At 59.8% G+C, this 20,543-nt stretch carries 21 protein-coding genes; 6 read left to right on the forward strand and 15 right to left on the reverse strand.

The annotated features are described in order from the left end of the window. Positions 1–63 precede the first annotated feature (63 nt). Positions 64–408, forward strand: a complete 345-nt coding sequence (locus U1872_RS18150) for an HU family DNA-binding protein (RefSeq protein ID WP_332794323.1) — start codon at positions 64–66, stop codon at positions 406–408. A 200-nt stretch (positions 409–608) separates the two neighbouring features. Beyond that, positions 609–2,021 carry an ATP-binding protein gene (locus U1872_RS18155; RefSeq protein WP_332794324.1) on the forward strand — a complete coding sequence of 471 codons (1,413 nt, stop codon included), beginning with the start codon at positions 609–611 and terminating at the stop codon, positions 2,019–2,021. 102 nt (positions 2,022–2,123) lie between these two features. Here U1872_RS18155 and U1872_RS18160 read toward each other — a convergent pair whose 3' ends face one another. Beyond that, positions 2,124–2,342, reverse strand: coding sequence for a hypothetical protein (locus U1872_RS18160; RefSeq protein WP_332794325.1), 219 nt, complete (start codon positions 2,340–2,342; stop codon positions 2,124–2,126). 101 nt (positions 2,343–2,443) lie between these two features. Between U1872_RS18160 and U1872_RS18165 the strand changes: the two genes are divergently transcribed. Then, the gene (locus U1872_RS18165; protein ID WP_332794326.1) at positions 2,444–3,394 is read left to right on the forward strand and encodes a hypothetical protein; all 951 of its coding nucleotides are present in this window, start codon (positions 2,444–2,446) and stop codon (positions 3,392–3,394) included. 125 nt (positions 3,395–3,519) lie between these two features. On the opposite strand, the gene U1872_RS18170 is transcribed toward U1872_RS18165, so the two are convergent. The 6 genes from U1872_RS18170 to U1872_RS18195 form a co-directional block, all read right to left on the reverse strand. Next, a complete protein-coding gene (locus U1872_RS18170) occupies positions 3,520–3,729 on the reverse strand; it encodes a hypothetical protein (protein WP_332794327.1) in 210 nt (69 codons plus the stop codon). A gap of 134 nt (positions 3,730–3,863) precedes the next feature. Continuing rightward, positions 3,864–4,322, reverse strand: a complete 459-nt coding sequence (locus U1872_RS18175) for a hypothetical protein (RefSeq protein ID WP_332794328.1) — start codon at positions 4,320–4,322, stop codon at positions 3,864–3,866. A 3-nt stretch (positions 4,323–4,325) separates the two neighbouring features. Continuing rightward, positions 4,326–5,330, reverse strand: coding sequence for a hypothetical protein (locus U1872_RS18180; protein ID WP_332794329.1), 1,005 nt, complete (start codon positions 5,328–5,330; stop codon positions 4,326–4,328). Between the two features lie 492 nt (positions 5,331–5,822). Further along, complete coding sequence (locus tag U1872_RS18185; protein ID WP_332794330.1) at positions 5,823–6,056, reverse strand: DUF6894 family protein; 234 nt, start codon at positions 6,054–6,056, stop codon at positions 5,823–5,825. A 201-nt stretch (positions 6,057–6,257) separates the two neighbouring features. Then, on the reverse strand, positions 6,258–6,461 hold the full coding sequence (locus U1872_RS18190; RefSeq protein WP_332794331.1) for a hypothetical protein: 204 nt from the start codon (positions 6,459–6,461) through the stop codon (positions 6,258–6,260). A gap of 1,026 nt (positions 6,462–7,487) precedes the next feature. Then, positions 7,488–7,814 (reverse strand): YnfA family protein, encoded by a 327-nt coding sequence (locus U1872_RS18195; protein WP_332794332.1) that lies wholly within the window; start codon positions 7,812–7,814, stop codon positions 7,488–7,490. A gap of 538 nt (positions 7,815–8,352) precedes the next feature. On the opposite strand from U1872_RS18195, the gene U1872_RS18200 reads away from it, so the two are divergent. Then, on the forward strand, positions 8,353–10,095 hold the full coding sequence (locus tag U1872_RS18200; protein ID WP_332794333.1) for a recombinase family protein: 1,743 nt from the start codon (positions 8,353–8,355) through the stop codon (positions 10,093–10,095). Between the two features lie 133 nt (positions 10,096–10,228). Here the strand turns inward: U1872_RS18200 and U1872_RS18205 are convergent, their stop codons facing one another. Then, positions 10,229–10,519, reverse strand: a complete 291-nt coding sequence (locus U1872_RS18205; RefSeq protein WP_332794334.1) for a hypothetical protein — start codon at positions 10,517–10,519, stop codon at positions 10,229–10,231. A 317-nt stretch (positions 10,520–10,836) separates the two neighbouring features. On the opposite strand from U1872_RS18205, the gene U1872_RS18210 reads away from it, so the two are divergent. Both U1872_RS18210 and U1872_RS18215 read left to right on the forward strand, forming a co-directional pair. Next, positions 10,837–11,568, forward strand: coding sequence for a Crp/Fnr family transcriptional regulator (locus tag U1872_RS18210; protein WP_332794335.1), 732 nt, complete (start codon positions 10,837–10,839; stop codon positions 11,566–11,568). Between the two features lie 1,503 nt (positions 11,569–13,071). After that, positions 13,072–13,362, forward strand: coding sequence for a hypothetical protein (locus U1872_RS18215; RefSeq protein WP_332794336.1), 291 nt, complete (start codon positions 13,072–13,074; stop codon positions 13,360–13,362). Between the two features lie 549 nt (positions 13,363–13,911). Here U1872_RS18215 and U1872_RS18220 read toward each other — a convergent pair. The 7 genes from U1872_RS18220 to U1872_RS18245 form a co-directional block, all read right to left on the reverse strand. Then, a complete protein-coding gene (locus tag U1872_RS18220) occupies positions 13,912–17,403 on the reverse strand; it encodes a hypothetical protein (protein ID WP_332794337.1) in 3,492 nt (1,163 codons plus the stop codon). Beyond that, complete coding sequence (locus tag U1872_RS18225; protein ID WP_332794338.1) at positions 17,403–17,648, reverse strand: D-Ala-D-Ala carboxypeptidase family metallohydrolase; 246 nt, start codon at positions 17,646–17,648, stop codon at positions 17,403–17,405. The genes U1872_RS18220 and U1872_RS18225 overlap by 1 nt, the downstream gene beginning before the upstream one ends. Before the next feature lie 13 nt (positions 17,649–17,661). Beyond that, a complete protein-coding gene (locus tag U1872_RS18230; RefSeq protein ID WP_332794339.1) occupies positions 17,662–18,465 on the reverse strand; it encodes a hypothetical protein in 804 nt (267 codons plus the stop codon). A gap of 114 nt (positions 18,466–18,579) precedes the next feature. After that, complete coding sequence (locus U1872_RS18235) at positions 18,580–19,104, reverse strand: hypothetical protein (protein WP_332794340.1); 525 nt, start codon at positions 19,102–19,104, stop codon at positions 18,580–18,582. 1 nt (position 19,105) lies between these two features. Continuing rightward, positions 19,106–19,264 (reverse strand): YlcI/YnfO family protein, encoded by a 159-nt coding sequence (locus U1872_RS22885; protein ID WP_443025410.1) that lies wholly within the window; start codon positions 19,262–19,264, stop codon positions 19,106–19,108. Between the two features lie 331 nt (positions 19,265–19,595). Next, a complete protein-coding gene (locus U1872_RS18240; RefSeq protein ID WP_332794341.1) occupies positions 19,596–19,904 on the reverse strand; it encodes a helix-turn-helix domain-containing protein in 309 nt (102 codons plus the stop codon). A gap of 218 nt (positions 19,905–20,122) precedes the next feature. Beyond that, on the reverse strand, positions 20,123–20,506 hold the full coding sequence (locus U1872_RS18245) for a hypothetical protein (RefSeq protein WP_332794342.1): 384 nt from the start codon (positions 20,504–20,506) through the stop codon (positions 20,123–20,125). Positions 20,507–20,543: the final 37 nt, after the last annotated feature.

Below are 20,543 nucleotides of genomic sequence, written 5' to 3' on the forward strand. Positions count from 1 at the left end.
CGCAACCTCGAGAACCGGGTGATGTGCGCACCATCGCCTATCCCAGATGGACAAGGAAGCGTCATGGTTCGAGCCGATCTCATCAGACTTCTAGCAGCGGAGTGGCCTGATCTGGCGCTCAGCGATGTCGAGAAGACCGTTGCCGCGTTCTTCGATGCTATTACCACGCGGTTAGCGGCCGGCGGGCGCGCAGAGATACGCCGCTTTGGTTCGTTCTCAACCCGAGCGCGTGACGCTCGTCCTGGCCGTAATCCGCGCACTGGAGAGACTGTCGCATTGAGCGACCGGCGCGTTCCCTGGTTCAAGCCGGGAAAGGATATGTGCGAGTTGATAAACGGCCTCGACAGGAACGAGCTTGGCAAGAAGGGCATGGCCAAGAACGCCGCTACCAAGACGCGGGCGGGGTAAACCATTTCGATCGGGCACACGAAAGATGGCGACGCGCGGGGTCATAGCGGCACGCTGGATCGCGGGCAGTAGGAGCAAACTCAAAGTATCGGGCTGGCCCTTGAGCCTAACTATACCTTGCAGACTGTTGTTCGACGCTGATTGGTGCTGTCGTAGCCGCGCATTCGCTGGCAGAGTCGCGGGTGCGCATGTACGTGCGTATGATGGCTATCACACCTGAACAGATTGATGTCTGGCGAGCAGCGCCCTCCGAAAGCGAGCATCTCGAGTTCAAGGAGGCAAAACTAAATCTAGATACCGACACCATCTGTGAATATGCAGTGGCTCTTGCAAACGAAGGGGGCGGCCATCTCCTTTTAGGCATCCATAATAAGCCGCCGAGAGCAGTTGTAGGAAGTCATGCCTTTCCTAAAATCGGAGAAATTAGCCACAGAGTGCATCAGAAAATTGGAATTCGTGTCGATTTTGAGGAGGTAATGCACCCAGACGGCAGGGTCGTTGCGATTAGTATTCCAAGTCGTCCCCGTGGCGTGCCGCTACATTTTAACGGCAGGTATCTTATGCGAGTTGGTGAGTCGTTGGTGGCTATGACCGGAGATCGGCTCCACGCGATCTTCAATGAGGACCGTCCAGATTGGCTGGAAGAGCCGGGATCCTTCGTGGTCGACGCCCAGGCTGTTATTGATCAGCTCGATACCCAGGCATTTTTTGAATTAATGCAGGTTCCGTATCCCACAACGCGAGACGGGGTGATCGAGCGCTTGCTCGGCGAGCGGCTGATTGATCGGCGTTCTGGTGGATTTACCATTCGTCGGCTTGGAGCCCTGCTCCTGGCGAAGCGCCTCAATTCGTTTCCCGATGTGCGCCGCAAAGCAATGCGCGTAATCGTGTATGCGGGTGACTCGAAGCTTGACACAAAGTTAGACGAGATAGCGAGCCGTGGGATAGCGGTAGGCTTTGCAGCATTGATCGATTTTGTGATGGCGCAACTGCCTCAGAACGAGGTCGTCGCACACGCTTTAAGAGAGCGTGTGACGCTCGTGCCCGAAGTGGTTGTGCGAGAACTTGCCGCGAATGCGCTTGTGCATCAAGATTTTGCGATTACAGGCGCGTCTCCAACTATCGAAATTTACGCTAACCGAGTGGAATTTTCGAATCCCGGGAAGCCAGGCGTCGCTACAGATCGATTTATTGACGACTATAGATCGAGGAACGATCGTTTAGCTGATCTGATGCGGCGCATGCGCATATGTGAGGAGAAAGGGAGTGGCGTGGACAGGGTGGTTCACAACGCAGAAGCCTTCCAACTCCCAGCCCCATTATTTCGAGAAAATGTTGAACGCACGGTGGTATCGATTTTCGGCGTCCGACCGTTCGAGGATATGGATCGCGACGACCGCGTACGAGCCTGTTATCAACATTGTTCTCTGCGTTGGGTGACAGACCAGCGGATGACGAACCAATCGTTGCGTGAGCGGTTCAATCTGCCCGACTCGCGAGCGTCTGTGAGTTCGCAGATTATTGCGGCGACGATCGAACAAGGGCTGATCAAGCTGGACGAGGCAGTGGGTGCATCCCGAAAATATGCCCGTTATCTGCCCTATTGGGCCTGATCTTATTTCAACCAAAAGTTGAATCCGGTCCGCTAATGCGGCGGAACCCCGGAATCCTGCGGGTTTCTTATTTAAGCTTATCCGATGCGATGATCGCAGCGATCACATTGCGATCATCGCAGCGACCACATTTTGAAGCCACCACTGCCGCGTTGCGTCGATGCGCATCGCACAGCATAAACGGCAGGATAACGACACGAACATGGCTTCAACCATCGCCTGCATCAACACGCCCCGCGGTACGGGCACGGTTATCTCGTTGGCGGGCCAGCCCATCCCAAATCTCTCGATTAACGACGCTGACAGGCTGAAAGCGATCATGCGTGGATAGCACGCAGCACCGATCGGCTAAGCCAGACCGAGAGCCGCCACCGTGACGCCCCCGACTGACCGGACCGATCCGATCGCCAAGGAAGTCGAAAATGACGAATTCCAAGATCATCGTCGCCCGGATAGCGGAGCTATGCGCCAGGCTTATCAAGCGAGAGTCTCAGTCGTCGATTAAGCGCGAAATGGGAATGCATGGGAAGAGCGTGCAGACCGCTATAGACACCTTGCGCGCCCATGGCGTCGAGATCGAGACGATAGCGCCAAGCCGATTTAGCCCCGAACAGGAAGCACGCCTGCACGATATGTTCAGTTCGACGGAGCTATCAAATAGAGCGATTGTAGCGAGGACAGGCCTGCAACTAGATACGGTCAACAAGTCTCGGCGGCGCTTCAATGCTGGGGTGGTCCGCTCTGGCGGCGTATTGCCCAAGTGCGACTGCGGCCAAGATCTTCACCACGCCCGCATGTGTTGGGTAAGGCACCGCCAGCACATGAAGGATCGCGGCATCCGTTCGGTCGTAACCCTGAGCATTGATGATCAGGGCGAAGTTCGGAATCGACTTCTCGCCGGGGAGGCCGTGCGGTTGGTGGCCGAGCACTTCGGATTGCCGAAAATGTCGGTTGGCGGGTTCCTGCGTTCGCTTAACTCCGATGATCGGCGAGTCCGAGAAGATACATTCCTCGTTGCAACCGCCCGCCGGCGTGCCGCGAAGCTCGCAAATGCTATTAGCAATCCGCAAGCCACCAATCCGACCGCCGATCCCCTCTATGCTGAGATTGCGAAGTCAGTTTCCCGTCGCATCGATCCGGCGCTGAGGGACGATATGATAAGCCAAGCCTACCTTGAGGTGCTGGAAGGGCGCCTCGACCCTCAGCATCTGCGCGAGGGAATGCGCAAGGTCCGGGGTCGGGTATTCAGCGCTTTTGCCAACCCTTGGGGGAACATGAGCATCGACGCGCCGACGCGAGAGGACGGCTCAGGGAGTTGGGTCGAGAATATTCCCGATGAGCGAGCGCTTCAGGCGTTCGACGAGATCGCATAAGTACTGGCATCGCGTCCCCGGAGGGAATGGACCGAGGACGCGATGCCGATCGCGACCAACGCTAACAGCCAAACTGCTGCAACGAAGTAGCAGCAGGCGCATAATGAACTGATGGATTTGCAATGTCAGTGCGTACCTTCGCGAGGCATCCGGCCGAAGAACAGCGAGAACGACATTCCAAACCCTTCGAACGCCAGGCAGCGGCAAGGCCCCTCCCCTTTGCCGTCCCAGCGCTCGATGCCTTGGGCGTCGTACTGGTAGGAGACAGCCGGGGCCATTTCCTCCCACAGCGCCGCGAGCTGGGCAGCGATCTGGCGGGCGGTGGCGGCGCTCACGACGGCAACGCCACGTATGCGAGGGCGAAAATAGGCCAGAAGGCCAGCCCAACCGCCAGGGACGCCGCAGCGCCCCCAACGGTCAAGCCGTTGCCCATGAACGGGCGCGCGAGGCGATTGGTAAGCGCCACGGTTCATGCCCCCGTCGTGCCGGTGCGATACCGGCGGGCATAGAAGACGGTGTCTCGTGCCGCCCGCATCTGTTCCCCCGCATCGAACCTTTCGAATTGGGTTTCGCACGCCATACTATCGAACAAGGTGTCGATGGCGATTTGAAGGACCGCCTTGCGCCCCACACTCGGCGGTGCAGACGAGTGCGCGTTAGCCTGGGCGTCCTGCTCTATGCGGATGTGGAACAGGAGAATAAGCGCGTCGGGTGAACTATCCGGCACCTGCGTCAAAATCGCGAGCCGCAGAGCGTCCGCCTCGTATTCGCTGGCGCTGGTCGCGCGGTCTATCTTGCCACGCTCGGCCCAATCGTCGCCGGCCGGCCGAGCCGCCTCGATCGCGTTATACTCAGCGTTGTTTGCTTCAAAGCGGGCATGTAGCGCTTGCATGAGCGAAGCAGCGGCGGGGTTAGGCTGACTGGTCATCGCTCAACCCTCCATCGCCGCGAGGCGGCGAACGTCAGTCACATAGGCGGCGAGAATGTCCGCGCGCCAGGAATAGCCGTCCTGCCCCTTGTCCGACGTGACCCCGAAGAGATATTCAGCCTTCCAAAGCAAGGCCGCGTTATCCGGCGCCGGTATCACCATCAAATCGGACATAGCTTCGCCGTACCGTTCGTGCGCGTCGTTCGACGCGTCGGTGTCTTCATCGTCCGCGAAGCCATCCGACAGCGCCTTAGCCGCTTCCATCTTGGCAAGGCCCGCGTCCCAAGCTGCCCCACCATTGGCGAGACGCGCGGCGTGCTGGTCGATCGCGATGCGCTGTAGATCCTCGACCGCGCCCCAAAACATGCGGGTGTAGAGGTCAGCCATGCGCAGGCCCTCGGCGAAGGCTGGGGGCCGATCATCGAACACGGCGAAGTCTGACCACGGCTCCCCGACCGTGCCGAGAAACACGCGCCGGAGCTTCATAACTGCCCCCGCAGCTGTACGCGCCGGATTGGCGTTAAGCACCTCGTCGGCGGCGTCCATCACCGCAAATAGCTTGTCGTCGGCCTCCCCACTCATTTTGGCCTCGGGATCATTCCGCATCACGCGGGCGGCAGCGCAATACTGATCGAACGCCGCGACTAGCGTCGGGTTCTCCCCTGCTGTTGCGGGAGCGTCTGGCGAAGCGATGCGCAACACGTCGGCAATGATCGCTGCGCAATCGGCACCGTCCAGAATGTCTGTATCGGGATACTCGGCTTTGACGAGCGCGCACTTTTCAGCGAGCTGCGCGAGCTTTGTGACGGGGTACTTTGTGACGAGGCTGAGCGCCGCGCTCGCCCGATCGACCAGTTTTTCCCATGCGGCCTCTTGCGCCGCGTCTTTCCAGTCGTTCGGGGAAGCGGCGTCGCGTTTGTCCGCTGCTTTGCGGTATGCGGAAACCGCAGCGTCCCAATCGGTGACCTTGGCAGATGTTACGGGGGCGCTATGAGCGTGATTAGCCATAATCGATCCTTCCGAGATCGTGGGTGGTTAGATCGGGAGAGAGGGGCCTAATCCTCGCTCCCGATCGCTTTTGGTGAAAGCGTCACCATTAACCACGTTTCACACAGTTGCGTCAACCCTTTTGCGGTGATAGTTTCACCAAATGACCATCACACCTCAACAATGCAAAATGGCGCGCGCAGCCCTAGATATGGGCGGCGGCGAACTCGCAAAGGCGGCCGGCGTTGGCATCAACACGGTCTCGAGATTTGAGCAGGGTGGCGACGCTCGCCAATCCAGTGTGATTGCGATGCGGGCAGCGCTCGAGGGTAGAGGCGCGGTTTTTGTTGGTAGCGGGGAGGTGTCGCTGAGCGGCGGAGCCGGCGTAAGATTGACCGACCCCGCCTAATTCTTGAGATCATCCCGCCAGCTTCGCCGGGAAGTTCGCCTCGATCTCGTCATCCACCAGCGACCAGTCGCAAAAGCGGCGGAAGAGCGGCGCTTTAGCCAGTTTTAACGCACGACTACTGCATTGGCGAATGGCACGGTCGCCACCACAGCCCCTGAGTCATCGGCGATCGTGATCGACCATCCAATTGGAACTCTGCCGTCTCTAGCTTCTTCTGCAATCAGAGAGCGGGCAAAGCGCGTCGCAAGAGCGATCGCTGCCTCGATGTCGGGAAGTTCGATACCCTCATCGTCTAGCAGCAAATCGTCATCCGCGATGAGGTTGAAGCCATACAACATTCTCGAATTTTACACGGATTGTTAGCGCGCGTCACTCACACGTATCGATCTGGTTGACGCCAACCTATGGCAAGGCAAGGGATCCGCACCTTCCTTAACCCTCGGCGCGATCCTCCCAGATTGCTTCGCCCATCGCATCGCCCCTAATTCTGTTACCCGAGTGAAGCGAAGCGGATCCAGTCCCTTGCGTCAAAGGCAGGTCTAATGTCGTGGCGCTTCCGCGATCATCGTCATCTTATCGATCAACTCCAGCCAGTGCTTGGATTTCTGCTTATCAACGGCGTCAACAGCCCTTAAGCTAGCAAAGGCCTCATCAGGCCATCTCTCCCCATGGACATCCATAAAGCGAGCGGCCTGCATCCAGTGGAGCACCTCGGTGCTTTCATCAAATCGATCGTCTGCCAACGGGCGCCCTCACTTCCTTTTGCCGTGTAGCAGCGTAGCGGCTGCGAGCATGTCGGCAAGTCGCATGTCTCCCCAATCTGCGCGAGTTCGCGCCGACGGTTCATGCGCGCTTCCTGGTTATAGGCGCTGACACTCCGCGAGCAGCTCAGCGTCTGACACCTCGACGGGATCGTCGTTCCATTCGGGCGGGTCGGGCTGCTGCATTCGCGGACGGTCTCACGAAAAATCCATCTGCTCAAGCGCGGGAAGGCTCCCACGGTAGCCGCGAGCGTGGCGCGAATTGAGCGTCTATTGACGCACACTGTCGATAATGACCAATGAGCCGAAGCCCACGCATTGAACTGGTCGTTATCGGAACAGCGCTCGGCGGCATGCCTGGATTGGGAAGCAGACATTCCGCTTCCGCCCACTTGCAGACATTCCAGTCGGGCGTAGAACCCGGGGCTTGCTTGCAGTTTAGGGACGGCGATGAAGCAGGGTAGCGCTGGAGCGATATATGAAATGCCATCTGAATGTGGCTCGCTCTACCTTCAGCACATTGGTTCGCATCCGACATTCGGGAGTGCAGTAGCGGTCTTCGCTGATGTCGAGCTATCGGATTTCAGATTTAGCATCGTATTTCCGGTGCAATCGGCAGTTCGACAAAAGGCTATCAGACGGGTCGGTCGCTCTGAAATAGCAGAGCAATATAAGCCTCTTCGGTTCCGATACCCAGTCGGGCGCTCGGGCAGTGAGACCGGCTGGATGATAGTAGACGACCAAGGCCAAAACCGCGTTCAAAATTTATCAGCGGAGCAAGTCAGCTTTGTTCTGGGCTTCGCCGTGAATGACAAAGCACTCGCCGAGCTTTTCTGCGCTGGTTGGGTCCAGGGCGAGAGTTTTCCCAGTCTGGCCGGGTAAGGGCAGAACGGCAGCTAACCACCAACTATCGCCGTTTGAAAGCCACCAGCGCGATCACTTTCCCGAAAGCCGACTGTCCGCTATCGGGCGAAAAAGCGGACCGGCGGAAATCGACCAAAAGCGGTCTTAAGCGCGGTGCGGCCCAAAGAAGATCACGGCGGCTCCGAGAAGGCATATAGCGGTGCCGCCAAGGTCCCACCGGTCGGGACGCACCCCCTCAGCGAGCCAAAGCCAGAACACCGCTGCTGTGATGTAGATGCCGCCATAGGCTGCATACGCGCGACCGGCATCAGAGACCTCAACGCGGGTAAGCAGATAGGCAAACACGATCAGGGAAGCGCAGCCGGGGATCAACCAGAGCGGCGACTTTGACATCCGGAGCCACGCCCAAAAAGAAAAACAGCCCGCAATTTCTGCGAGTGCCGCGAAGGAGTAGATAATGATCGACTGCATGTTGGTCGAATATCAGGCCGATGCGCCGATGTCTGCTTTCCACGAGGTCATGCCATTCATCCGCGAAATTGGTCTGCCTGAAACCGGCCGTTGACGGGGTGAACGAATGGCGGAAGTTTGGGGGCGCAAATGGCGGCCTGAGCGTCCACAAATGGGTCAATTCGCGTTTTGGCGAGGTCGTGTCAGATACACAACGCTCGTCAATCGGACGCATGAGCCACCAAACGATCAACGCCCCGTAGCTACCCTTGCGGACGGGCAAATTCGCTGGTTGAGAGCAGAAGGGCTGGTTTCGAACGGTAATCCGCGTCGCCTGGTCCTTGCCCAATTGGACGAACTCGCGGACGAGCGTCCGCCATGAGCGCAGCGGGTCGTACGACCAAGAAAAATGCAGAATACGGCAAGTGCCTCGTCGCAAAGACGAGCCTGCAGAGATCTGCGGAGCAATATCTAACGGGCCGGATACCGTGTCGTTCGATCTAAAATTGGGACTCCGGTGCGTATTTCGGGTAAGGCGGCCTACAGCGAAAGGACCGTCATGTTCGAACTCGCAGTTTCAACCACGCCGCCTCAGATTCGATGCGCAATTTACACACGAAAGAGCAGTGAGGTTGGACTTGAGCGTGAGGTGAACTCTTTGGACACGCAACGCGAAATGTGCGCTGCGTATGTTAAGTGCAACGAACACAAAGGCTGGCGAGAGCTGCCGACACATTACGACGACGGTGGTTATTCTGGCGGAACGCTCGAAAGGCCAGCGTTGCATCGCCTCTTCGCTGACGTCGAGGCAGGCGAGATCGATGCAATCGTCTTTTATAAGATAGACCGACTAACGCGCTCACTCGCTGATTTTGTACGCCTTATGGAAAGTTTGAAGCGCTTCAGCATATCTTTCGTGAGCGTCACTCAGTCTTTTGATACGTCGGAAAGTATGGGCCGAATGGTGCTGAACGTACTCATCACGTTCGCCCAGTTTGAACGCGAGATGCTAAGCGACCGTATCAAAGACAAGCTTGCTATGATGCGACGCAAGGGTCTTTTTGTGAATGGGCAGCCCCCGATCGGCTATGACAAGATAGATGGCCGTCTCGTCGTCAACGAGACCGAGGCCGAGATCGTCCGCGGCATCTTCCGCCGCGTCGCGGATTATCCCACTGTCTTTCAGCTAATGAAGCAGTTGCAGGAAGAGGGTGTGCGAACGAAGGCATTCGTGAGCAAACACGGCCGACAGATCGGCGGCACTCCGATGCATGCCGGATCGATCTACAGGTTACTACGAAACCCCCTTTATATCGGCTTTATCCAAGACGGCGATGAGTGGCATCAGGGTCAGCATACGCCGATCGTCGAACGCGAACTATGGGATCGTGCACAAGCGCTTCGGGCAGTTCGCGCGCAACCTCGAGTTGCTTGGGATGTATCGCGCAATCTGCTTCATGGGTTGATTTGGGACGAGTCCGGCCGACCGCTGTGCACCACCACCGGCGGATCTGGAAAACGGCGGTACCGATACTACGATTCAGAAGCTAAGTCTCCTGGAAGGCAAAAGCATCTATCCAAGGTGCGGGTTCGCGCAGACCGGGTAGAAGATTTAACATTCACATCAATCTGCTCATTTTTTGAAGATCTTTCCAAAATCAGAAAAGTGTTTCTGATTTTGGGGCGCTTTGAGATCGAAGCGCAGCAACTTCGAGCGCAGGCGAACGCCGTTGCAAAGCGGGTAGCGCATTCTAACGCCGGTGAGCTCAGGCGTCTGTACGAAGCGTTGTTCGTTCGAGTAGAGGTAGCAAAAACCGAGCTTCGGCTGATGCTCAGATGCCGCGAGGTCGCCCGTTTGCTCACCACAGGGCAATTTCCAATCGACCGGGTTGGCGCAGACGAAGGTTCGGCTCCGCGGACGTACTTGCTATCAGTAAACGCAAATTTGATTTGCGCCCATCGAGATTTCACCCTGCCGATCGAAATCGCACCACGGCGTGGAACACCCGACAAAAAGCTTGTTGATCTTCTTAGTCGAGCGTTCGCAGCGCGTGCGCTCGTGATGGCGAACAGAGGCAAACCGATCTCCGAACTTGCAAAGGCCTTCAAGCTCGGCCCCAGCAAATTCGCACGATTGATCCGGCTGACGTATCTGGCTCCCGACCTTCAGGCTGCTATCATCGATGGAAACCATCCCGTTGAACTCACTGCCCATAAATTAATCTACAGTACCCTGCCGCTCGATTGGCGGCAGCAAAGATTACTTCTTGGGTTTGACAAGGGACTAGAAAATCTCTTATAATAATCAAAGATTTAGCGCTCAGCGAGCGGGCCTCCGAATAGCCTCGGCGGCGCTGATACCGATGCGCAAATTATTGAAGCAGCAAACTGATCCCCCGCCAGCCCAGGCGAGGGCTCTAGCTTTTGCAGTAAGATCAGCAGCCGCGACGGTGGCGGGTATGTGCCTTATCGAGATGACGGCCAAGCAGGCCACCGCCGACCCCGCCGGCAACTGTGCCCAGAACGCCGCCGCCGAGCGCATTTCCGATTAGCGCGCCGCCGACACCGCCCGCAATTGTGCCAACAGCGCCGTTTCCGCCACCACAGCGATGCCGATAATTGCTGTGGCCATGATAGGTACGATGACGCGCAACCGCGGCGGTCGGCATCACAGCTGGTACGGCGACCATGGCCATCATCGCGGCCAGTGCAAACTTGCTCTTCATTGCATTCTCCTCGAGAGGGTCGGAACGGACGGCTCGGTCCAGGACTTGTACTAAGCATAGCCGGTAAACGGTGCCTAATTGAATTGGCGGCTTTCCGTGAGGCTCACCGCCTCGCTTCATTCCTGATAGCGTCGCCTAGGGAACGCCCGCCCGTGGTTAAGGCGATCTCAAGGCGAATTTGCCCGGTCCACAGCTTAATGCTGATGCAACCCGATGCTCGGTCGCCCCAGCGCAAGCTATGTTATTTTAATGCTATCACCGGCTTCGATCACTACCAGTGACTGAGGGTATGCTCCCGCCGATGACGAGAGAATGACGTGACAGAATTTACCCTACATCGTTTGCTGAACAAGTTAAAACGGAGAAGCTTATTCACCCCGGACGACGAAGCCGCGCTGTTAGCACTTCCTTTTTCGGTAAAGTCATTCAAACCCGGCGGCTATCTCGTACGGCAGGGAGATCGCCGCGACTTCGCCAGCGTGCTGTTCAACGGCTTCGCATATCGCCAGAAGGTCGTTGGTAACGGTGGCCGCCAGATCGTTGCGTTGCACGTAGAAGGCGACGCGGTCGATCTGCAGAACTCGCTGCTCAAGACGGCTGACCACAGCGTACAGGCACTCGGCGCGGTAGATGTAGGCCGCATCCCCTGCGAGGCGTTGCTAGCGATTGCAGCGGCCCGTCCTGTGATCGCGCAAGCACTCTGGCTCGATACGCTGGCCGATGGAGCTATAGCGTTGGAATGGATTACGAACATCGGACGCCGCAACGCGCTGTCGCGGCTTGCGCATTTGCTATGCGAAATTGCGCTGCGGCTCGAGGCGATCGACCTTTATGAAGATGGATCGCGCCTGCTGCCTATGACTCAGGTCCAAATGGGTGATTCGCTGGGTCTCACAGCCGTTCATGTCAATCGAATGTTCGGACAACTCGAAGAGGTCAGACTCATCGCGCGCAAAAATCGTGCCGTTATTATATTAGATTTGCAAGGACTTCGGTCGATTGCTGACTTTCAAACAGCCTATCTGCACCTCGACTTGCTGGACAATTAGACTTGCGCCTGCTCGAGGCCGCGGTGCGCGTAGCGCGCCCCTCCGGCCCTGGCGACAACGATAGAAGCGAGCTGGGACGGCTGCGAATGGGACTCGTGGTTGCAGCGTTAGCGCAAAAATCGGCGCGCACAGGTGGTCTCGATGCGGCCCTTGACCCGTTCGAACACTGTGCGAAATGTACCCCGTGATCAAGCCGCGCCCCGGTGGGGAGGCGCTGGCTCTCACAACCGTCGTATGTGCCCTCCGCTAGTTTATTGGGGGGGAGGCCAGCGGAGGGAACGATACGCGTGGAAGACCCCTTCCACGGCGCAGTGATTATCACGAACGTATTAAGATCTTCTCATTATGGCGGGTTGAGCATAAAATTGGCGTGCGCCTCAACGCAAGTTGCCGGTTTGGGAAGCGTGGAACTGGGCTCGTCGCAGGTCTCGCACGACGGAAATATTCTGCCGTACTTACAGACCACCCGATGTCGCGCCGAGTGATCAGCGCTATAAGCAACGCTATAAGTGCCTGGGCAAAGGACCCTAGCTTGATGGTCTGCTTACGCAGCTAACGCTTCGCTAACCGAGCAGCGTGACTCCGCGTAAATCTTACCATGAAATGGGGTGAAGTATCTGTGTAAAGGCGTAACCTTTATGACCGTTTTATCTCTTAAACTTTCGCGGGCCCTTAACCGAGGTCGCAGACGAGCAGAAGCGCCCGACAGCCGAGAGTCGATTCTCGCGGCGTTGCTTCGCAAGCGGGCAACCGCGCACGTCATTGGCGCCGAGGAGTTAGAGGCGTTATTACGCGACCAAATTCGATGGGCGCTTCCCATGCGAAAACTCGCAAGCGACTCGGGGTAGGTTTCGCCAGCCTAGCCTTTCGGCGCGGTTTGCGGGGCTGCGCCTTAGCGAAAAAATAGTGGCGCCACTGCCATTGCCCACAGCAGAGCTGAGATCGGAAGTGCGAGCAACATACCGTGGGCTCCAAACCGGTGCCGGTTGATCCGCCGGGCATTGGAAACGTCATAATTGGTTTGGCGCAATTCATCTCTCCAGGCGATCAAGTCCAGCCGTTACAGGACAATCCCTTGAACGCCCCAAATCGGGACGAAGATCAATAGGTAAAATACCCCGTTTACGAATTGTCGGGCCTGCGCCGCAACGTGACGCGCACGCGCACGCGCCCGCAGCGGGAGCAGCGGGAGACCAGCTTGTCCGACCGCAGGGTCGCCGCCCGAGAGACCCACTTGTGGATCTCAAAACTGCAAAGCATTTGCGCTGCCCCCCATCTTGCCAATCTCGAAATACCTGATCGACCGAGCGGACGGTAAAGGGTCGACCGCATGAGTTCGGTTAACGTCCGGTTATGCTGTGGATGCGGAAATCCGTTAGCACCAATATCTTCTGCCGAAATGCAAAACATTGCAGCCTCTCGATAATCACGGTCGAAGAAAGTTCTTTCCTATCTCACACTCGCCCTATCGATAATATGCGATCCACCAGCAAAGGCTTCACCATGACTCGTCCTTTCGAATTCCAGCCTCGCACGGCCGAAGAGAAAGCTGAACACGCGCTGCGCATGGCAGGGATCGAGCCCTATGGATCGCCGCGGAAGGTTTGGGTCGAAGACGGTCACGTGCTTGTCGAGAGTTATGACGGCAAGATTGTCAGTATGACGCCGGAAGTGGCAATCGACCTGGGCCGCACGATTAGCGAGGCTGGCACCGAATCGTTGATCAACAAGGTCCTGGAAAAGTCCGCCGATGCGGAAGCTGACGTATCAGTCGAAGCGGATCGAGAGCCTTAATCCGCCCGGCAGTTTGCTCGACGGCTTTCAGGCCATATGCGGCGGACGGCGACGGCTTCGGCCCAGCGTTCCCGCACGGGGTGGATGAAGTCGGGCTTGCCCCAGATTCGCACGGCTGAAGGGTATACGTCACCGCACCGCTCAAACTTCCACGGCACCCCCACTTCGACACTGAAGGAGTTTGCAGGACGGTTGATCGAGCGGGCCTCCTAGATGCATAACGCGACCCGCCCCCGAGACCGAGCGAAGGCCACGCCATGTACTTAATCGCAATGCTTCTTGCCGCCCAGGCGCCCGCCGACGCCACCGCCTGGAAACTGGTTATGACGGGTCCGCAAGGCGGAATGACGGTAATTGACTATCCGACCGAACAGCGCTGCCGGCGTGGACAAGCCGCAATCGAACGGGAGGCACAGCGCCAACAAAGCGAAAACGCCCGGCGAGCGACCCTCAGCGGTGGCGTTGTGATTGGTACACCGCGGCTAGCTTCCGGAATGTGCATCCCCGGCTAGGCTGGCACGACACAATGGCGCGCCAGCCTTAGGGGCTTCAGTTCGGCGACCCGCCCGACGCGATCCAACCTGCGCCAGCGGCCCCGATCGGAGCCCCTAGGCGAGTGCCACTTGCTCGCACGTATTCCTGATACAGCTTCGAGGCGTTCGCGAGGTCCGAAAGCGTGGCCGCGGAAGCTGCGGGATCTGGATTAAGCAATAGCTCGGCAATGCTGTTTGCCTTCCGCGCTGCCCCCTCCCCTACGCCCATAGCGATGCGGTCGCGCAAGCCTGCCCCAGCTACGCGCGCGGCGGTGACGGGGATTGACGCACCATGCGTTGCCATTGCGGCCCCTGCGTGCATCGCGCTTTCCACCATGGGGTTTGCGAACTCCTGGTCAGCGATCGTCCTAGCTGCGGTTTCGGAGTTGCCCAAAATCTTGGCATGCGAGCGGGCAAGCTGCGCCTCTAGGTCGCGCTGGCGTAGAAGGTCCGCATTGCCGGCGTTGTCGGGATACAAAGCCCCCAAACGCTGTTCAGCGGCAGGCGTGCCCAGCGTCGCATCGAATGGGTTTGCATTGAAGCGCGCCGCGTTTGCTCTGGTCATCAGCGCGTCACGATAGCCAAGCTGCATCTGCGCAAGATGTTCCGGCGATTGGTTGCCAACCTGCATTGCCAACTCGTCGGGGTGCAGCGAATAGGCATCCTGCCCCCGCGCCATAGCGTCGCGCGCATGGACCGGCCCCGCATAAGCGTTGCGAGCGTCAGCATATGCGGGGTTGTGGCGGTCAACCTCGCTTAAAAACTGCTGCCGCACTTGGTTCTGCGCGCGGCCGGCTTCGTCCAGCACAAGACGCCCGGTAAGTTGGCTACGCTTATCCTCTAGCACGTCGTCCATACCGCGCTTCACATAGTCGAGGGTCTGCGTGGTATAGTTGGGAACGCTGGCGGCGGTGGCGGGATCTGGAGCGCCCGCTAGCGCGCCCTCTGTACGGCGCAAGGCATCGCGTGCCATCACAATGCGCTGCTGCGCCTGGACCATGTCACCCGCGCCATTGCGGGCCATGCGGTAGGCGTTCTGTGCGTCGTCCAGTTCCGCACGCGCGGCAAGGTGGTCAGCGATCTGCTGATTGGGCTGGGGGTTAAGCAAGGTGTTGCCCTCCGCATCCTGTGCAAAACCCAGCTCGCTCGGCGCGCGCCGTTCATTGGCCGCGATAGTGCGCGCCCTGTTGAGAGCATCCCGCCCGAACGGCGTATTGAGCGTGCCTGCCAATTCAGGCGTTCCGGGCACCGGGTCAGCATAGGCGGCATCGTACAGCGGACCCGCTGCGGTTCGCGCCTGCTCGGTCATGTCTGCGCTGATCTGCGGGATATTACCGATAGGCCCAAGGTCGCGCTCGACAGCACTCCCGAGCCGGTCAATCTGGCCACGAGCGCGCGGCAATAGTGCGCCCTCTGCGGTGGCCGCAGCGTCAGGCGATCGGCGCACTGCGGCACCCGTCAGCGAGGTCAACGCGGGGTGGGTATCGGCAAGCGCCATCGGCACCCCCAAGCGCTGCGCTTCTGCAAGCTGGGCCGCGATGCCATCGACACCGGCGTTGCCCGCCTTTTTCATAATCAGCGCCTCGGCGACGGACGGCTTAGGCGGTGCAACCTTAGGGGCTACTTCCGGAAGGTTGAGCGCGCGCCGGCCTGCGTTGCCGACTTCGTTTACTGCCCCGGTGACGGCTTTTCCTGCTCTGGTACGGGCAAGCGCCGCCGCGACAGGTGAGACAACGTTGCGGCCGATCGTGCCGCCGCCAGCGCCCAACACCGCGCCGAACAAAGCGCCCGCAACCCGATTGTCTGGGCTGCTCCCGGCGCCTGCGTATGCGCCGCCTACTAGATCGGCGGTGACGGGCTTTGCCAGCAAGGCCGCGACCCTCGAGCCGCCAACGCCGCGGGCTGCTAGGCCAGCAAGGCCCGCCTCTGCGCCGAGGAAAGCCGGAAGGGTGCCGACCAGCTCGCCAACGCCCTTTGCGAACGGATGCGCCTGCCCCGCGGCGTGCGCGGCAAGCTCAGACTGCCCCGGCTTGCCAGAGAGATAATCCGCCGCGTTGCCCAGCTTCCCGAACGTAAGGGAGTTCAAGCCGTCATATGCGCCGATCCCCGCAGAGCCCAAGGTGCTAAGCCCGATTTCATTGCCGGCGCGCGTGTTCGCCCCCTGCTCAACGTATTGCATCGCATCGCCGTAACTGCCCTTGTAGGTCGGATTATTCCGGTGATGCTCCTGCGCCAGCGATACGGACCTTTGATCCACGCCAGGATAGCCGAGCGGCTGCAAAACACTGTTGATCTCTGCAGCCGACTTGCCCGCGCGAATCATGCCGTCGATTTGCTGCGCAACTTTTGGATCACTCTGATTGATATAATGCGCCGTTGTCGCCACCATTTCACCGGCGGCAGGTGGCGGCGTGTCATTCCCGCTCCCCCGCCACGGGTGCGAGGGATCATTGCTCCCCGGCTTGCCGCCAGTGGCGAGTGCGATGAAAGCGGGGTCAACGTCCTTCGGAATTGGCCCCTCTGACCCGTTCTCCTGCAACCGCATCATATGCAGCAACTGCGCCGCCTGTTCCTGCGAAAGCGCGTTGGGGATATGCGTGCCCATCGTCCGCATGAAGCCTTGGTCTGCGTCGCGGTACTTCTGGTAATTCTGGATAGCGCCGACGCGCAGCGCGGCCCGCTGGGCATCGATCGGCATATCTGCGGAAATGGCCCGCTCAGCGTCTTGGCGATCTGCCAGCGCGCTACCGCCACCGGCCGAGCCGACGTTGCCGACGATACTTTTGACCTGTTCGCCCGAATAAACGCGGTTTGCCTGGTCGAACGCCGCCCCAGCTGGCCCACCCTTGTTGACGAAATAGTTATGGGCCGCGGCACCGCCCCAGCGACCATACAAGCCACCGGGGTTGCCGAGACGCTCAATTGCAGCCTCTTCCTCGCGCGAGTGATCGATATTGGCGGCAAGCGACGTGAGATAGCCGCCCGTCGATTTCATGTCGGCAAGCTGCTTTACCGCCGCCGCCCGCGCTGGAAAAACTGCGGCGCTGAAATTGGGGTCAACGTTGATCGCCATTTGCAGATAGGGCAGCATCTTCGGCGACGTGACGGACCGAGCCCCCACGGGAAGGTTGCCCGCGAGCATCGCCCGCACGATCGGGCGCGCAGCTGGTGGCACGTCCTCAATCCACATTTTGCCCGTGGGCTTCATCGTTGACGCAGCCGCGTCCGCCGCCGCTTCCGCATTGGCGCGCTCGATCGCATCCGCCTGAGCGTTTTTGATACGCGCGTCAGCCGCCTGGATGGCTGGCGCGTTCCTTGCGTCCGCTTCCGCCTTCGACGCATTCGCCGCTGCCGTGCGCTTGTCGTAAGGCGTGACGGCGTTGTCAGCGCGCAGCTTGTCCAGCCGCTCGCGCTCCATCTGAGCGGCATACGGATTAGGCCGGCCGATTACGACGCCACCGGGCGGGTTTGCGGCTTGCGTGCGATACTTGTCCCAAGGGCCGGCCATTATCGTGTTCCATTCTTGCCGAAGAGTGGCACGCGCCCATAGCCGGGCAGCGTGACGTGAACGTGATTGCCTTCGTCTAGGAAGCGGGCAGGCGTTCCCGAATAGTAGCGCTCGAGGTCGTGAAGGCTCGCGCCGGCGTAATCGACCGCATCGCCGTCGAGATGGTGGCTATGCGGAGCGCCACCGACAGCCGCGTTGCCCGCTACGGTCCTGCGTCCGCTGGTGACAGTGCCGGGGGCCTTCATCGGATCGGGCCAATTAGCGAAAGGTGGCGGTCCCGCTGGGGGCCGCACCTCCCGGCGCCACGGCTTGCCAGTTGCTTGGGACCGAGGGGTCGCCGCCCATGAACCGGTGGCCGTCCTCTACGGTGCCGACCGCGGGGACAGAGGGTACCGCCCCCATAGCCGGCGATCCCTGAATACCCGCGCCAATGGGCCTGCCATCGGGTCCGACTTGGTAGAGGGTTTTGGTTTGGTCGCCGTTATCGACTGCGATCGTCGTGATTTTAGGCGTCGGGTCTTGATAGACGATAGCGGGCTTTCCATCGGCCCCGACCATGCCGAGCGATCCGTTATTGGTTTCCCAATAGTGCGGCGCGGTGGCTTTCGAGTGGTCGGTGTCGTACCTCTTACCACCCAGACCAACCAGCGATGGGTTGCCAGACGTATAGGCGGCGCTAATCGCTGCGTTGCCGCCAGTACCGTCTAGCAGCGCCTGAGCGACCGCCGACTGTTGCGCCTGCTGCGCCACAGCTTCCTTGCGGTTCGCCCGCGTGTCGATCGCCCCGCGCACGTTGTCCACCACACGGCCCAGCCCCTGCCAGACCGACGACACAGGAGAGTAATCCGACCGCGATAGCTGCGCCGCCTGCTGCTGCTGGAGGAGCAACTGCGCGGGGGTCAGTTTGGCGCCGCGTTGACCCCAGACGAACGGAGCAGGGGCTGGCTGCGACGGAGCAATGCCGGTCATCCCGCCAAGCCGGTCTTGCCCCGTGTACCCCGTAAAATCGCCCTGTAGGCCGGGATTAGTGCGGCCGAAGAAAGAACCCATCCCTGCCATCATTCCGCTTCCTGCTTTTCGAGGGGGCCAGCTAGGCCAATCATTCCCCCAAGCGTCGGCAAGGGAGTTCGGAATAATTCGGCCGAAGGGTGTTGCGCGAGCAATTCCGCCACCGTCTTAATGGACGACGCGGAGGCAAGTGGGGGCCGGTTCGGCTCCATCTGTTTTCCCCTGGAGAGAGTAATTCTTCGCCATCGCGACAACTTCAGCGGGGACCGAGGCCATGATCCCCTTGGCTGTCTCGACCGCCTCGGCATTGCCCGCAGCGCCTAGGCGTTCGTACAGGCTCAGCGCTTCGGCGACGCACTCCCAACCAATCGAGAACCGGCCCCGCTCGCGGAACCGAAGCCCGACGTTGAACAAAAGCATTGCCAACATTGTGGCGTCCGTCGCGTCGCCATTCGCGGCACACAGCCGGGCCATAAGCAGCCCGCCAGCGTCCGTTAGATCGGAGTCGGGGCCTTGCCGCTCCGGGGCGTAGAGGTTGGCGGACCAATCATCGCGGATATAGCGTTGCGCGCTCAAGTCGCCGGTCGCGGAACCGAGCAAGGCCAGGGAGGCCACAAGCCCTACGCCGGCATTGGCGTCGAATTGCGGAAGCTCGAGGCCTTCGATCGTCAAGACGTCGTGCGTGCCGTCCATCTCAGTTGCTACCATGCGAAAGCTCGCGCCGAAGCGCGCCGCGCACCAACTCAGAGAGGCTAACCCCCTCCTGTCGCGCCTTCGTCGTCGCGTCCGCAAGCAAGCCATGCGGGAGGCGCAGCGCAGTCGCCGAATCCTGTTGTGCAATACCGCGTGACATAGATCACACTCCGCTTTGAGAAATATCAACATCGCCGGGGTGGGGTTCAACGGCGGGAAGCGCAGAGCCCCTTAGGGTCAACCGCGAAAGGGCGCGGAGGGCTTCAACCGCGCAAAGGTGCGTGAAGATCGATCAACCGCACGCCTTGTTGTATAACACTTAAGAGCAATTGCATAGTATTTTCTCGCGCGCGTGCGCGTATTGCTCCCATAACGCGCGCGTATTGGTCCGGAAACTGCGGGACTTCCGTAGCAACGCCGTTAAATGCCCATTTTTTAACGGGGCAGGATCTGAGACGGTACTAGAGGCCCGGCCCCTTTACGGCATCGGTTTACTGCGGAACGTCCGCCCCCCAACGTTCCGCGGCTGTGCGCGCGGCTCGCTCGATTAGCGCCGGGTCCAGCTCGATCGCGGCGACCAGTACCCGCAGCGCTCCGGAAGGTGCGACGCGCGCTTGCTCCTGGTCCTTGACCATTCCCAAGGACAGGCCGAACCGATCGGCGAAGGCGGTTTGCGAAAGCCGCAGGCGGCGGAAGCGAAGCCAGATTAGATCGCGGGCAAAGGCCGTCTTGCCGAATATGCCATCGCGTACCGAGGTCGGCGCATTCCGGATCTGCGCCATATTTGCGGGGGTAGCCATGCTGTTTCCTTCCTGTTGTTTCAGATCCGCGGCGAGCGTGGCGCGCGAGCTATTGGCACTATTGACACTATTGGCATTGGCCCATCAGCGCCCGGTCGGTCTTTTCCGAGATAGATAGATAGATGTCTTTTTTAGCTTACGCCCCGCGAGGGCGCTGGGGGGCAGATTGAGAGCGGGAAACCCCGTGCCAATAGTGCCAATAGTGCCAATAGGTCCGGTCATCGCCCGAACTCCCAAAGCATCACAGGCACCACAACCGGCATCCGCCCACGGCGCGGCCCGCCCCGCTCGAATATGTCCCAAGGGCGATCGGTGCCCGCCAGGCATATGCGTTCATCAAGCGCCACGATCGGGCGCCCGCGCAGCCATGCCGCTAGCCCCTCAAAATCCCAGCTATCGCGCTCCCCGACGCCGTAGAGGTCTGCCACAGTCCAGCCGAGCGACAGCGCGGTTGCGGCCCATCCTCCGCGCGCGATCCGCAGCGCGTCTTGCACCACCTCCCGCCAATTCGAGTCCGCGGACAGCTTGGCCGGCGGCGGCAGTTTGGCGAGCTGGGCAAGGTTCCGGTATAGCTCAGCGTCGAGCCCGTACCGATCAACCACGGGGGCCGCTTCCCCTTGCTCAGCGAGGACCCTAGCG

The organism is Parasphingomonas frigoris (genome assembly GCF_036663815.1).
Taxonomy (GTDB): Bacteria; Pseudomonadota; Alphaproteobacteria; order Sphingomonadales; family Sphingomonadaceae; genus Sphingomonas.